The sequence below is a fragment of the Salmonella sp. JXY0409-18 genome (genome assembly GCF_020268625.1).
Lineage (GTDB): Bacteria > Pseudomonadota > Gammaproteobacteria > Enterobacterales > Enterobacteriaceae > Salmonella > Salmonella enterica.
This window is the reverse complement of the sequence record NZ_CP084216.1, coordinates 2114360-2128703: the sequence shown is the minus strand read 5'-3', so window position 1 is coordinate 2128703 and position 14344 is coordinate 2114360. Positions and strand designations below refer to the sequence as shown.

At 48.0% G+C, this 14344-nt stretch carries 11 protein-coding genes and 6 pseudogenes; 9 read left to right on the top strand and 8 right to left on the bottom strand.

From position 1 onward, the window contains the following. Positions 1–118: 118 nt before the first annotated feature. From LDB27_RS10245 to LDB27_RS10225, 5 genes and pseudogenes are all read right to left on the bottom strand, one after another. Positions 119–421, bottom strand: a pseudogene (locus LDB27_RS10245) (recombinase family protein); the annotation flags it as partial. 158 nt (positions 422–579) lie between these two features. Next, positions 580–750, bottom strand: a pseudogene (locus LDB27_RS23945) (putative holin); the annotation flags it as partial. A gap of 58 nt (positions 751–808) precedes the next feature. Continuing rightward, positions 809–1234 (bottom strand): subtilase family AB5 toxin binding subunit, encoded by a 426-nt coding sequence (locus tag LDB27_RS10235; protein ID WP_000727927.1) that lies wholly within the window; start codon positions 1232–1234, stop codon positions 809–811. A gap of 19 nt (positions 1235–1253) precedes the next feature. Further along, positions 1254–1757: pseudogene (locus LDB27_RS10230) on the bottom strand (pertussis toxin-like subunit ArtA); the annotation flags it as partial. A 131-nt stretch (positions 1758–1888) separates the two neighbouring features. Continuing rightward, the gene (locus LDB27_RS10225) at positions 1889–2071 is read right to left on the bottom strand and encodes a recombination protein NinG (RefSeq protein ID WP_001096568.1); all 183 of its coding nucleotides are present in this window, start codon (positions 2069–2071) and stop codon (positions 1889–1891) included. 470 nt (positions 2072–2541) lie between these two features. On the opposite strand from LDB27_RS10225, the gene LDB27_RS10220 reads away from it, so the two are divergent. Beyond that, positions 2542–3264, top strand: coding sequence for a hypothetical protein (locus LDB27_RS10220; RefSeq protein ID WP_001605114.1), 723 nt, complete (start codon positions 2542–2544; stop codon positions 3262–3264). A gap of 333 nt (positions 3265–3597) precedes the next feature. Here the strand turns inward: LDB27_RS10220 and LDB27_RS10215 are convergent. Further along, positions 3598–3952 (bottom strand): annotated as a pseudogene (locus tag LDB27_RS10215) (Arm DNA-binding domain-containing protein); the annotation flags it as partial. Positions 3953–4086: 134 nt separating this feature from the next. Between LDB27_RS10215 and sapC the strand changes: the two are divergent. Genes sapC through sapF form a run of 3 tightly spaced genes read left to right on the top strand, consistent with a single transcriptional unit; the run spans position 4087 to position 6777 of the window. Further along, entirely contained in the window at positions 4087–4977 is an 891-nt protein-coding gene (gene sapC, locus LDB27_RS10210) for a peptide ABC transporter permease SapC (protein WP_001146150.1), read from the top strand. After that, positions 4977–5969, top strand: a complete 993-nt coding sequence (gene sapD, locus LDB27_RS10205; RefSeq protein WP_001128869.1) for a peptide ABC transporter ATP-binding protein SapD — start codon at positions 4977–4979, stop codon at positions 5967–5969. Before sapC ends, sapD begins: the two co-directional genes overlap by 1 nt. 1 nt (position 5970) lies before the next feature. Continuing rightward, on the top strand, positions 5971–6777 hold the full coding sequence (gene sapF / locus LDB27_RS10200) for a peptide ABC transporter ATP-binding protein SapF (protein WP_000230462.1): 807 nt from the start codon (positions 5971–5973) through the stop codon (positions 6775–6777). A 15-nt stretch (positions 6778–6792) separates the two neighbouring features. Here sapF and LDB27_RS10195 read toward each other — a convergent pair whose 3' ends face one another. Together LDB27_RS10195 and steC are read right to left on the bottom strand one after the other, a co-directional pair. Beyond that, entirely contained in the window at positions 6793–7500 is a 708-nt protein-coding gene (locus LDB27_RS10195) for an EAL domain-containing protein (protein ID WP_001268408.1), read from the bottom strand. Between the two features lie 465 nt (positions 7501–7965). Further along, on the bottom strand, positions 7966–9339 hold the full coding sequence (gene steC, locus LDB27_RS10190; RefSeq protein WP_001116918.1) for an SPI-2 type III secretion system effector kinase SteC: 1374 nt from the start codon (positions 9337–9339) through the stop codon (positions 7966–7968). 34 nt (positions 9340–9373) lie between these two features. Here steC and LDB27_RS10185 point away from each other — a divergent pair, with 34 nt between their 5' ends. The 5 genes and pseudogenes from LDB27_RS10185 to LDB27_RS10165 all read left to right on the top strand — a co-directional run bounded on the left by LDB27_RS10185 (position 9374) and on the right by LDB27_RS10165 (position 14090). After that, positions 9374–9514: a hypothetical protein gene (locus tag LDB27_RS10185; RefSeq protein WP_043942882.1), complete on the top strand. Its 141-nt coding sequence runs from the start codon at positions 9374–9376 to the stop codon at positions 9512–9514. A gap of 13 nt (positions 9515–9527) precedes the next feature. Beyond that, a pseudogene (locus LDB27_RS10180) lies at positions 9528–9828 on the top strand (hypothetical protein). Positions 9829–9945: 117 nt separating this feature from the next. Beyond that, the gene (fabI, locus tag LDB27_RS10175) at positions 9946–10734 is read left to right on the top strand and encodes an enoyl-ACP reductase FabI (protein ID WP_000506501.1); all 789 of its coding nucleotides are present in this window, start codon (positions 9946–9948) and stop codon (positions 10732–10734) included. 199 nt (positions 10735–10933) lie between these two features. Further along, positions 10934–11911: pseudogene (locus tag LDB27_RS10170) on the top strand (CMD domain-containing protein); the annotation flags it as partial. 244 nt (positions 11912–12155) lie between these two features. Then, positions 12156–14090 carry an exoribonuclease II gene (locus tag LDB27_RS10165; RefSeq protein ID WP_000485041.1) on the top strand — a complete coding sequence of 645 codons (1935 nt, stop codon included), beginning with the start codon at positions 12156–12158 and terminating at the stop codon, positions 14088–14090. Positions 14091–14344 lie beyond the last annotated feature (254 nt).

Genomic DNA, 14344 nt, shown 5'->3' with positions numbered 1-14344 from the left:
TGCTTCGATGATGATTGCCGGAGATTTATCTTCTGTATCAGCGCCTCCGGGTTTCACTACGTATCGCTACCTGCTGTCGCGGTACGCCAGCCCCAATCAAACGCCCGGCCTGCGCCTATTGTTCCAATGTTAGTTTCGGTCGTCGGCCACCATTACACCCCCTCTCCCTTGTCGCTTCCAGTCCAGCGCGGGTTCTTTCCACAATCAATTCACGTTCCATTTCATCGAGTGTGCCCATGACATGAAAGAAGAATCGCCCCATTGGCGTCGACGTGTCTATGCTGCTGTCGGTCAGGCTGTGGAAATTAACGCCGCGTTCGCGCAATTCTTCTACCAGAACGACCAGATGACGCATACTGTGACCCAGGCGATCAAGCTTCCATACAACCAGTGTGTCCCCTTCTGATAACGTCCTGACTAAAAGGAGCAGGCTTCACGGGCTGGATTTATCCAACAAAGCGCGTAGTGAGTGTTTCCCGTGAGGCTGAATACGAAAAAGGCCACGTAAATGCGCAGCCTTTATGGTGAGAGTTCTAATCTTAAGAGGCACTCCATCAAACAAACCACCCACAATTGTCAGAAGCTTGAAGGAGTGCTTTGGGGTGACAGTATCTGCGGCATTGTTGCCACGAACAACGTTCCCGCAAATGCTCAAAATACAATCCCAAAATCCGCTCCAGTAAACAGTCTGAATATCGTTGCCCCACAGATCGCTACAGCCATACAGGAACCTGATAAAGGTTCAGACATAATCGTCTCACCAACAAGATTAAGCCTGTTCTTTAGAGCGTTTAATACCCAGCAACATTTAATTTGTCAACATAGGCCCCATACAATAATTTGATGAGCTACAAGTAGTTATCGCAATTAATTCCCTGGAAGAGAATGCACTTTTGAAATCGGGGTCGCGCCAAACATTCTCTTTATAATATATCCTTACATCCCCCCCTGTTGTATAATAATACTTTGCTATATTTAGCATGTTATCAAACCCCTGTTTATGATTCCCGTACACATCCACTTTACACATGGCATTGACACTAATAGCCTCACTCCCGCGCTTCAGTTCGATACAAAAAAACTGAGTTTCCTTATCCCCTGACGTATACACACCATAAGACAGGTTTTTAATCTGAACATTACTCACATACGTATCATAATCAGCCATAGCTGCATAACAAACACTGGATAATGACGCAAGAGCAAGAGTCAGAACCTTTAATTTCTTTTTCATAATCCACTCCAACAATATTTACCATACTTGCATTTCTCTCGTAAACAAGCTCAACTGCTTCATGGATATTTTCAATTGGGATAGAATTTACAGATACATACTCACTTTGTAACCGCATCATCACTCGCTCAAAATGACCAAACTGGATACCACATAACTCAATATAAGCAACAGACGGCGGAAGGCTGTAGAAACTATTGTCTGCACGGATTCTGTATCTGTACAACCTGCCGCTAAATGTTGCTCTGGAGTAATATAATCGTGCTATATTATAAGACTCATTAATATCTGAGATAGTCGCAATATAGTACTGTCTCGACTACCGGATGCACAGGAGTCATCTCTTATATGTTGCTGAAGATTCCTGTTATTACCGTGCGAAGCAAAACCATCCCGAAAAATCACATCTGAAGGTCTCGAGTCAACACGATATACAAAATCAACGGCACTTGCATAATCAGAAAAACACTAAAAATAATATTACTTTTTTATCATACCCCCTCCCACAGAAACTATCAGGCAAACCACCTAATGTGTTAAACCGAGTGCTAACCATGGCTCAGTCATACTTTACGTCTCGCTGGATAAAATTAGAAAAACAAACCTCCCTGGTTTACGGGCACGAAAATCCCCGTAATCACACAATGCCTATCCTTAAACTGCGGCGTTCGCCTGGCGTTCGGCTTTATCCGTCTGGTATTTATCCCTGATACGCCTGGCACGCAGTTCCAGCGCGTAGATAGCGCCATGTTCAGGACAGCACCAGACAACGTTGCTGTAAGCAGGAGAAAACCATTCCCGGCAAACTTTGCATTTACGGCGCGGTAATTTAGCCATGCTCACCTCAGACCCGGTTACGGATATAGCATCTAATAACGTTAGATTATGCATGCGTAATAATTCATAGCATATTTATATTAATGTAAATAAAATACAGTCAACAGATTTCTCCAATTTTATTATATATAAACAGAGGCTTACGTTGAGTAATAACAAGATCATACAATCCCGCACCAGTAAAATTAATGTAAAAATAGGCGTAATCATGTATTAATATTGACTGGACAGCAGGTAAGTGATAACAAATAAATATTAAAAAGTAAATATCACATAATAACCATTATCACTACATGAGAGGTGAATATGATGAAACCTATTTCTGCCGCGATTCTCAATATTAGAGGGACAGCCCCCGGCACTGCCACTTCGGAAATGGCGCAACTAACCTAGCCAAAGATATTATTAGGGTAGCTAATATTGCTTATAATATTTCACAGGTTGAGCAAAAAAGTGGTTTCTTGTTAGTAATGGGAGAGAAAGGCTTCAACAAATCGGCTTGCCTGCATATGCTGGGACAACAAATATCCAGAGTTTTTTCTGGGAAGCACTTATATCCTGGTGTTTTTATAAGTAAAGACGCAGCGTCCGAATTTGAAAAAACAATCAGCACTCATTATAAAACTCTTTCGAGTCACATTGATCTGCAACAATACACTAATGATGTAAATTGCGGAGCAGCTGTAGGTATTGTTGCACGGCAGCAAGAAAACCTCATACTAGATGAGATCACATTAAGTGCGTTTAAAAAGGTCTATATTACCGGTCATGGTGCAGCAGGCACTAATGTTCTAGCCAGTGGCGACTCTGTTTTTTCTGCAAAACAACTGGTTGATATTCTGGTTGCTAATAAAGTTTTAGAGGTTATAAAGGATATAAGGATTAGTAGTTGTTATTCCGCAGATAAAAGAGAGCCTAATAGTTTTAAAAAGGAGGACATAGATAAAGCGAATAGAAATGCTGGTTTCTTTGAACGAATGGTGTTTGGAGAACGTGATACTTTTATAGAGAGGGTTGCTAATGAGATCTGGAGTAGAGGCTACATAGATGTCAAAGTTTCTGGTTACCATGGTGCTGGTGTATTTTATGCTGGTGAAATCCCATTTACACATCTTAGAAGCACGACGATCCCGCCAACTATCACTGTAAAAAGAAAGTCCGTAAGAGTAACGCTGGAAAGTCCTATAGATTAAATCATAAACTCAGCTCTATTACTTTTGGGTAGATCAAGGGGTTATCATCAAAATTATATTTTTGTTAATGTTTTTGCGATATTGTAAACTGACAGTTACTGTATAAATAATCGGTAACTGTCAGCTCACATCTGAGCTAATAAATATAATTCCCCCTGCTGACCCGCTGCAGCGGTTTAAGACGCAACACCCCATGCCGGAGTATTCCGATCTGTCTTATTGTGAACCTCCCAGAGACTAATACCGCAACATCCTGATCGCGCCATACTCCGAACTGGCGCCAGCCGCCACTGTCGGTCTTAATGACCCTGGCCCAAATTCCGTACAGTGCTAAAACTTCTCCCAGTAGTCGTATGTTCTTTTACGGTTAACGCTTCTGTTTTTTTCTTCTTCTCCAGTACCATCTGGCGACGAGGATCGAGTCCCTCAGTTAACCATGATCTAAAGTACTGACGGCGTTCCCTGGCATGAGATAGTGATATGGTTGGATAATCGCCAATCGTCAGTTGAGCAGCGTTCCCGTTCCATCTGTATCGGTAAAAGAATGTTATACTGCCGGATGTAGAGAGCCTGACATTGAGACCATGAGCGTCTGAGATGACCTTGATTCGGTCTCTTTTTTTGCAGGAGCCTTTCTTAATTTTGTATCGGCAAGCAATGTGTACACTCCATGAGAGGATATGCACATTAGTTTACACATTTTGCATAATTGATAACCTCAAAGTGCACAAAATTAAAACCCCAATGCTCGATAACTAATTGATAATGTTTTAAAATTTCAAAAGACATAAAGCATGGTAAACAAAAATAAAACGAGTAAATATGCCTTACGATAGCGTCTACAGCGAAAAGCGCCCGCCAGGCACCCTGCGTACTGCCTGGCGCAAATTTTATAGCGACGCGCCTGCGATGGTGGGTCTGTATGGATGCGCCGGTCTGGCGTTGTTGTGTATTTTTGGCGGCTGGATCGCGCCCTATGGTATCGATCAGCAATTTTTGGGCTATCAGCTACTGCCGCCCTCCTGGTCACGCTATGGCGAAGTCTCCTTTTTTCTGGGGACTGACGATCTGGGGCGCGATGTGCTGAGCCGCCTGTTAAGCGGCGCGGCGCCCACGGTCGGCGGCGCGTTTATCGTAACGCTGGCGGCTACGCTATGTGGATTAGTCCTCGGCGTAGTGGCAGGCGCGACGCACGGTTTACGCTCTGCCGTACTGAACCATATTCTGGACACGCTGCTTTCCATCCCTTCGCTCTTGCTGGCGATTATCGTCGTGGCATTTGCCGGCCCACATCTGTCACACGCGATGTTTGCCGTCTGGCTGGCCCTGTTGCCGCGAATGGTACGTTCCGTCTATAGCATGGTGCATGATGAACTGGAAAAAGAGTACGTCATTGCCGCCCGTCTGGATGGCGCGACAACGCTGAATATTCTGTGGTTCGCCATTTTACCGAATATTACCGCCGGTCTGGTCACCGAAATTACCCGGGCGCTGTCGATGGCGATTCTGGACATCGCCGCGCTGGGATTTTTAGATCTCGGCGCGCAGCTTCCCTCTCCTGAATGGGGCGCCATGTTGGGAGATGCGCTGGAGCTAATCTATGTCGCGCCGTGGACCGTTATGCTACCCGGCGCGGCGATAACGCTCAGTGTTTTACTGGTAAACCTGCTCGGAGATGGGATTCGTCGTGCGATTATTGCGGGGGTGGAATAATGCCGTTACTGGATATCCGCAATCTCACCATTGAATTTAAAACCAGCGAAGGTTGGGTAAAAGCGGTCGATCGCGTCAGTATGACATTAAGCGAAGGCGAAATTCGCGGCCTGGTAGGTGAATCGGGTTCCGGAAAGAGCTTGATTGCTAAAGCTATTTGCGGCGTCGCGAAAGACAACTGGCGAGTCACTGCCGACCGTATGCGTTTTGATGATATCGATCTGCTGCGCCTCTCCTCTCGTGAACGGCGTAAGCTGGTCGGGCATAATGTGTCGATGATCTTCCAGGAGCCGCAGTCGTGCCTTGATCCTTCCGAACGCGTCGGCCGCCAGCTAATGCAAAATATTCCCGCCTGGACCTATAAAGGCCGCTGGTGGCAGCGTTTAGGCTGGCGTAAACGGCGTGCTATTGAATTACTGCACCGGGTGGGAATTAAAGATCATAAAGACGCGATGCGCAGTTTTCCCTATGAACTGACCGATGGCGAGTGTCAGAAAGTCATGATCGCTATCGCGCTGGCGAATCAACCGCGACTCCTGATCGCTGATGAACCCACCAACTCAATGGAACCGACGACGCAGGCGCAAATTTTTCGCCTGCTGACCCGACTGAATCAAAACAGTAATACCACCATTCTGTTGATTAGCCACGACCTGCAAATGCTGAGTCAGTGGGCTGACAAAATCAACGTTTTATACTGCGGCCAGACGGTAGAAACCGCGCCAAGTAAAGATCTGGTGACGACGCCACATCATCCTTATACGCAGGCGCTTATCCGCGCGATTCCGGATTTTGGCAGTGCGATGCCGCATAAAAGCCGTCTGAATACGCTGCCGGGCGCGATCCCGCTACTGGAGCAGTTACCGATAGGTTGTCGTCTGGGGCCGCGCTGCCCTTACGCGCAACGAGAATGCATTATCACGCCACGCTTAACCGGCGCGAAAAATCATCTCTATGCCTGTCATTTTCCGCTGAATATGGAGAGAGAGTGATATGGTGGAAACTCTGCTTGAAGTGCGCAACCTGAGTAAAACCTTTCGCTACCGGACAGGATGGTTTCGCCGCCAGACCGTCGACGCCGTGAAACCATTAAGCTTTACGCTTCGTGAGCGTCAGACTCTGGCCATTATCGGCGAAAACGGTTCCGGCAAATCCACGCTGGCAAAGATGCTGGCCGGCATGATTGAACCCACCAGCGGCGAGCTTCTTATTGACGATCATCCCCTGCATTACGGCGACTATTCGTTTCGAAGCCAACGTATTCGAATGATTTTTCAGGACCCCTCAACGTCACTGAATCCACGTCAACGTATTTCACAGATCCTTGACTTCCCCCTGCGCCTTAATACCGATCTGGAGCCGGAACAGCGGCGCAAACAGATTGTCGAGACGATGCGTATGGTGGGGCTATTGCCCGATCACGTGAGCTACTACCCGCATATGCTGGCACCGGGGCAGAAACAGCGTCTGGGCCTGGCCCGCGCGCTGATTTTACGCCCTAAAGTCATTATCGCGGACGAAGCGCTGGCTTCGCTTGATATGTCCATGCGCTCGCAGCTCATCAATCTGATGCTTGAATTGCAGGAAAAACAAGGCATCTCCTATATCTATGTCACGCAGCATATCGGCATGATGAAGCATATTAGCGATCAGGTATTAGTGATGCATCAGGGGGAAGTGGTTGAACGCGGCAGCACCGCCGATGTGCTCGCCTCTCCGCTACATGAGCTTACCCGCCGTTTAATCGCAGGCCATTTTGGCGAGGCGCTGACCGCTGACGCATGGCGAAAGGATCGCTAAGCGAAACAAATACCCTCAGTTCGATTCTCTGAGGGTGTTCATGCGACTGCCCAACAGCAATGTTTCAACCTCTTCTAACGCAACGGAAGGAAATAACGTGCCCTGGGTTGCCCAAATGCCTGCCGTTTTTAACGCCGGCAAATAGCGTGCGTTTTCCTGGCCACCCACCACAATCTTGTCACAATAATGCCGGATATGTTTGACGAGCAGCGGAAACGTCATTTTTTCAATTTGTGAGACAAAAAAGCTGCGATCAAGTTTTACACCGCTAAAACACCCGCAAACTAATGGCGCAGCGGTTGCGTTCCCTACGCCCAGGTCGCCCAGCCATAATGGATTAGGTTGTTTATGAAGCGCGTGTATTAAAGGATCGACTAAGACGTTATCTTGACATGAAAAATGTTCAGCGACCTGCAGCTCCACAAATAGCATGGCGTGTAGTAATGCGCGAATATCTTTGTCCTGAAGGACAAGCTGCGCCATACCCCGATCGATATTTACGATACAGAACAGGCCGTGGCGTAGAAACCAGCCATGTTTGGCCGCGATTGTCCGCAACAGATCAAGCAGAAAACGGCGCTTCTGCGAATTGTCCCATGACGAGATAACAAACTCAGGGTGTAGCGGACGAGCGGGCGACGATGCAAAATGGGTAGTGATTTCGACACCCAGTAAATCCCCCTCCATTGCCCTTATCGGCTCTGCCATAAAAAAATAGCGCATGTGACCACTCCACTTGATCTTAACTCCCTGATAATGCGCTTTTAACGCAAATCAATCAATAAAAACGATCAATATATAAAAAATGATCGAAAAAAACAATATATGTTAACTTCATGATAACTTGCTAATTTTATGTTTTGAGAATGTTCTTCTATTGCTATAAGGAAATTTACATACTACGCCAAACAACGCTAATACGACGGCAAGAGACCATCCGTAAAGCCGGGGTCTTCTTGCCAGGTAGAGGGGAAAAATCAAGGCGAGTTAATGTTGTTGCACCATCGCGAGGCATTTCATCCACTATGGCAGCGCGGCATCGCCAACCCTACTTGCGAGTTGCATCTCCGCTGCAGGCTGTCCAAATCCCCTGAACGACCTTTAAACGAATAGCAACTCTCAATAATTGATCGGCAAATCTGTAGCGAATGAGCCCCGGCGATTGGCAGAAAAGAACGGAACTAAATGCTATTTTTTTAATTCATCCTTTAATACTTTAGCCACAAGAGTCCCTTCCTCCGGCGCGGCTAGTTTAAAACGTCTTCCTGACGCAGGTGTCTGTTCTTCCTCTCCGATTAACTCATCAAGCTCTGTAATAAGTGACTTATAATATTCAATATCTTCAGTATTTCCTTCGGTCTCGGCCTGCTTTAATTTTATCAGGTAACGGGCCTTAATTTGCTCTTCCAGTTGCCTTGTTGCAAGAGAAACGCTTCGCTGTTGCCGGGATTCTTGTGACAGCACGATTTGATCGCCATCCACAAAGAAAAGTACCCCCTCTTTAACCAGAATATTACCTAAGTTATCTATATCATGCATATAAACCCCCCGGGATTCAAGAAGCGCCTCCGCCATTCGATAGTTATCTTCATCTTCAATATCGAACTCCTGACCTTGAATATATTTTGAAACTAAAACCGTAACGTCTTTACCATTAATATTCATGATGGCCGAACGAGAAAAATCCTTGTCGCCATTGGCCATGTTCAAATACTTACTGACACGATCAGGATGACAATTACGATGTTCCGGAGAGTTAACATCCACTTTTATTCCCCGCTCATTAATTGGAATCTTAACAACAAACTCATCATTTAACAGATAGACTGTCCCATAACTTCCGCTACCTATTTTATTTTTTTCAATATCATGCATGCGGATATTTTTTTTAAACTCCGACGAGTTAATAAACGCCTCTATTGCCGCTGGTTGTGATGCATCCGTCTGATCAGTATCGCCGCTCTCATCACCAGACGCCATGGCGGGCGTGGTCAGGAAGTCTATCAAACGTTGCTCAAAAGCCTCATAGATTCCATTACTACCTGCTTCGCTCGGCGGCTGGTTATCATTATCTAAAGCGGCAAGCGTAATTTCCCCATTATTATAATTAAACATCGTTTCTTTTAAAAAATCGACGCAATGTTCAGAACACTCCGTCTCGGTCACTAATACTCCATCGTAAAACATCTGTAGTAGTAACATATTTTCTTGATGTGCTAATACCTCTACAGTGTATTTATCCATTGTTTCAGGTCTGGAGGCATCAATAAGTTTAATATATCCAAGAAGGGGGCGCCATCGTGTACAGTCTTCATCTCGCCTCGAAAATGGTCGTAGCGAGAAAGGCTTCGTAATATCGGGACGCTCGTTTTTTTGGCACAGTAGATTATATATTTCTCTATAATCAGAGATTAAACTTCGACTGGTAAATATATTCCTGAAAAAATCTATGAATTTCTCATACGTTGAAAAAATATGCTCTTTTTTATTATCGATGATATCTCTTAAATACCTTTCTGATATCTGGCAACTATGATTTCCGATCTGAAATGTAAACGGCATATGCCTCATCCTCTGAAAATTTATTATAATACACATGCAAACATATAAAAACCCGATTTGTAACTACTGTAATCACCTGATTTCCAAAATTTTTCATATTAAGTATTACTCTGCATCAATAAATAGAGAAAACCTTCAGCACCTAAAAAAGAAATTATTTTTGTTAAGCATTTGATGGTTAAAATTACATGTCCATAACATCGCTAATAGGTGAGGTAAACCATTCGGATGAATATTCAGGCTTCCTACAGAACCTTTATTTGTCTGGTGGAAGGTGCATCGCTATGCGTACTTGCTATCCGTCCCGGTGTCTCTGGTTGGATGAGGCGAACCTTACACCAGCTGGTATACTGCAGCGTAGGGCCTGTCCCATTAGACTCTTTGATTTGCCAGTTTGGCCCTGGGGAGTGCTCAAAATCCTCAGGGACTTCGTTATCGTGTGGTTTTAGAACGTCACCTGCCGGAGATAGCGGCGGAAAAATAGCGTGACACACGGGGTCAGGAGTGAGATATAATTTCAGACTAATTTCGAATAATGTTGAAAAGTTGCTGTTAACCATTGTTCGTAAAAGCAAAAAATAAGCAATGACTATAAGGATTAAAGCTATGGGTTTTCTTTCCGGTAAGCGCATTCTGGTCACTGGCGTGGCCAGTAAACTGTCCATCGCCTACGGTATCGCACAGGCGATGCACCGCGAAGGAGCTGAACTGGCGTTCACCTACCAGAACGACAAACTGAAAGGCCGCGTAGAAGAATTTGCTGCCCAGCTGGGTTCCAGCATCGTTTTACCGTGTGATGTCGCTGAAGATGCCAGCATTGACGCTATGTTTGCGGAGCTGGGTAACGTTTGGCCGAAATTTGACGGTTTCGTACACTCAATTGGTTTCGCGCCTGGCGATCAGCTGGACGGCGATTATGTTAATGCGGTTACCCGCGAAGGCTTTAAAATCGCTCACGATATTAGCTCTTACAGCTTTGTTGCCATGGCGAAAGCCTGCCGCACCATGCTGAATCCGGGTTCTGCGCTGTTGACCTTGTCTTATCTGGGAGCGGAGCGCGCCATCCCGAACTACAATGTCATGGGTCTGGCGAAAGCCTCTCTGGAAGCCAACGTGCGTTATATGGCAAATGCAATGGGGCCGGAAGGCGTTCGCGTCAACGCCATCTCTGCGGGTCCAATCCGCACGCTGGCGGCGTCCGGTATTAAAGATTTCCGTAAAATGCTGGCGCATTGTGAAGCCGTTACGCCAATTCGTCGCACCGTGACCATTGAAGATGTGGGTAACTCAGCGGCGTTTCTGTGTTCCGATCTCTCGGCAGGCATTTCTGGCGAAGTCGTCCATGTTGACGGCGGGTTCAGCATTGCGGCAATGAATGAACTGGAACTGAAGTAAGCGCATTAAGTTTATTAGCGGGCGGCACGGCTGTGCTGCCCCATTCCCCTCACTCACCGCTCATCTCGTTATATAGCGTTCTGATATTTGTTATCACCTAACAATCTTTCATCCCTTTCCCGCATACGCCAGGATAATCTAGCATAAACGATCCGACGCAGAATCATTATCGATCGCCATTTCATCCTCGGGAAACCCTATGGAACAATGCCGAAAAGCGGGTAAAAGCCACTGGTATCATGAAACACAATCCACTATGTCGTCACAAGCCCCGCTTTCGCTAATGCCGGAAGCCGCGTATGTTAACGATCGATTTTTACTGGATTTAGCGGTAGCAGAAACCGCGTTGACGCCTTTTGAGTCATGGTTAAAGCCAGCTCGCCAGTTGGCGGATGTCTTATTTCCCCGCACGGTTCTCAACGACCGGCTTCATACATTTAGCGCCTATGAACGTATGAGCACCGCGCTGACCGCCGCTCAGGTATTTGGGGTTCAGCGTTTGTGCCGCTATTATGCCGCTCGTCTGGCGCCGCTACCCGGCCCTGATGCCTCAAGAGAGAGCAATCAACGGCTGGCGCAAATTACGCAATACGCTCGTCAGCTTGCCGGCTCCCCCTCCGTTATCAATACGCGGGCCCGCGAACAGCTTGCAGAGGTGGGATTAACCGCCCGGGATACCGTACTCATCAATCAGATCATTGGGTTTATCGGTTTTCAGGCGCGGGTAGCGGCGATATTTCAGGCGTTTTGTCGTCTGCCCGTGCGCGAACTGCCCGGCCAGGAGATGCAGCGCTTTGCCAGGGCCGCGCGGTTTCAAAACCCCCAGACGACATGGCAGCCCGCCGCCAGTCTGGTAGAATATCCTCCCGCCCATACCAAAGTTCAGCGGCAATATTCGTCTTCACAATGCCAAATGATGGCACCGGTACTCATGCGCGATCCGTCTTCATTCGCGTTACTCGAACGCATACTGACCAGCACATTACACACTGCGTCGCCCCCCTCTTTACTTCCACTTATCACGCTCCTCACATCACGTATCAACGGCAGCGCCGCCTGCTTTAACGAACAGGCAACCCAACCTGGCGCGTGGCGTCGCGCTGTTATCACGTTACGCCAGGAAGACGACGACATCGCTCGTTGGGAACTTGAGCCTGCGCTGACACAGGCGATACAATGGCTCACCAGAGCGCCCGATCGCTTTAGCGCCGCGCATTTTTTCCCGCTACTCACCAGGGGAGTTTCATCGGAGCAGGCCATTAATATGTTAGGCTGGTGCGGCGTGTGCGGATGGTTAAATCGTTTAAAAATCGCGTTGGGCGAAACCTATTAACTCATCCATTACAGAAAGAGCGCTTGCTGCGCCAGGCAGAATCGCGTAAAACTGTCAGCCGCTCTTTTGGCTACGAAAATAGACGAATATGTTTCAGGACAACCCGCTGCTAGCGCAGCTTAAACAGCAACTGCATTCCCAGACGCCGCGCGCTGAAGGGGTCGTAAAAGCCACGGAAAAAGGCTTTGGCTTCCTTGAGGTTGACGCGCAAAAAAGCTATTTCATTCCTCCGCCGCAGATGAAAAAAGTGATGCATGGCGATCGTATCGTCGCGGTCATCCACACGGAAAAAGAACGGGAGTCTGCCGAGCCGGAAGAACTGATCGAACCGTTCCTGACGCGCTTTGTGGGAAAAGTTCAGGGTAAAAATGACCGCCTGTCCATCGTGCCGGATCATCCGTTGCTGAAAGACGCGATTCCCTGCCGCGCCGCGCGCGGCGTTCAGCATGAGTTCAAAGAAGGTGACTGGGCGGTTGCCGAAATGCGCCGCCATCCGCTTAAAGGCGACCGTTCGTTTTACGCCGATTTAACGCAGTACATCACCTTTGCCGACGATCACTTTGTTCCCTGGTGGGTTACGCTTGCCCGCCACAACCTGGAAAAAGAAGCGCCGAACGGCGTAGCGACGGAGATGCTGGACGAAGGGCTGGAGCGCCAGGATCTTACCGCGCTGAATTTCGTCACTATCGATAGCGCCAGCACTGAAGATATGGATGACGCGCTTTATGCTGAGGAATTAGCGGACGGCAGACTCCAGCTTACGGTGGCTATCGCCGATCCTACCGCCTGGATTGCCGAAGGCAGTAAGCTGGATAACGCCGCGAAAATTCGCGCCTTCACCAACTACCTGCCGGGCTTCAATATTCCTATGCTGCCGCGTGAGCTGTCTGACGATCTGTGCTCGCTGCGCGCCAACGAAGTGCGTCCGGCGCTCGCCTGTCGCATGATAATCGCCGCAGACGGCACCATTGACGATGATATCGCCTTTTTTGCGGCCACGATCGAATCGAAGGCCAAGCTGGCGTACGACAATGTCTCCGACTGGCTGGAAAATAACGGCACCTGGCAGCCGGATAACGAAGGCATTGCCCAGCAGATTCGTCTGTTGCACCGTATTTGTCTAAGCCGCAGTGAGTGGCGTCATCATCATGCGTTAGTCTTTAAAGACCGCCCGGATTACCGCTTTGTGCTTGGCGAAAAAGGCGAAGTACTGGATATTGTGGCGGAACCGCGCCGTATCGCTAACCGTATCGTAGAAGAGTCGATGATCGCCGCTAACCTTTGCGCCGCGCGCGTACTGCGCGATAAGCTCGGTTTCGGTATTTACAACGTACATACGGGCTTCGATCCCGCGAATGCCGACGCGCTGGCCGCACTGCTGAAAACGCATGGTCTTCATGTCGATGCCGAAGAGGTGCTGACGCTGGAAGGCTTCTGTAAACTGCGTCGCGAACTGGATGCGCAGCCCTCCGGTTTCCTTGACAGCCGCATTCGTCGCTTCCAGTCTTTTGCGGAAATCAGCACCGAGCCGGGGCCGCATTTCGGTCTTGGTCTTGAGGCTTACGCCACCTGGACCTCTCCCATCCGTAAGTATGGCGATATGATTAACCATCGCCTGCTGAAAGCGGTCATCAAGGGGGAGGCTATTGCGCGTCCGCAGGAAGATATCACCCAGCAAATGGCGGAACGCCGTCGCCTGAACCGTATGGCGGAGCGCGATGTCGGCGACTGGTTATATGCACGCTTCCTTAACGATAAGGCGGGGACAAATACCCGTTTCGCGGCAGAAATTATTGACGTCAGCCGCGGTGGTATGCGTGTGCGACTGGTCGATAACGGCGCTATCGCCTTTATCCCTGCCCCGTTCCTGCACGCCGTTCGCGATGAACTGGTATGCAGCCAGGAAAACGGTACGGTACAGATTAAAGGTGAGACGGTTTATAAAGTGACGGATGTCATTGATGTCACTATTGCGGAAGTTCGCATGGAAACCCGCAGCATTATTGCCCGACCGGCAGCGTAACCACGCTTAGCTCGCTCAACGGCCTTTGCTGAGAAGGCAAAGGCCGTTTCTTTTCTTCTTCTCCCTTCCGTCATGCTCTGCGTTTAATCTTATTCAAGCGCCCCATTTCTTGTTATTTTTAGCTGGCGACTATGCTTTTTCCAGAATCTGGATTACATATGAATACATAGATAAAACAATACGTTCAGCCATAATTACCCTTATTTATAACATGGCTAACCTTTCTTTTCGGGCACCTGGCGCTTAAATGGGAT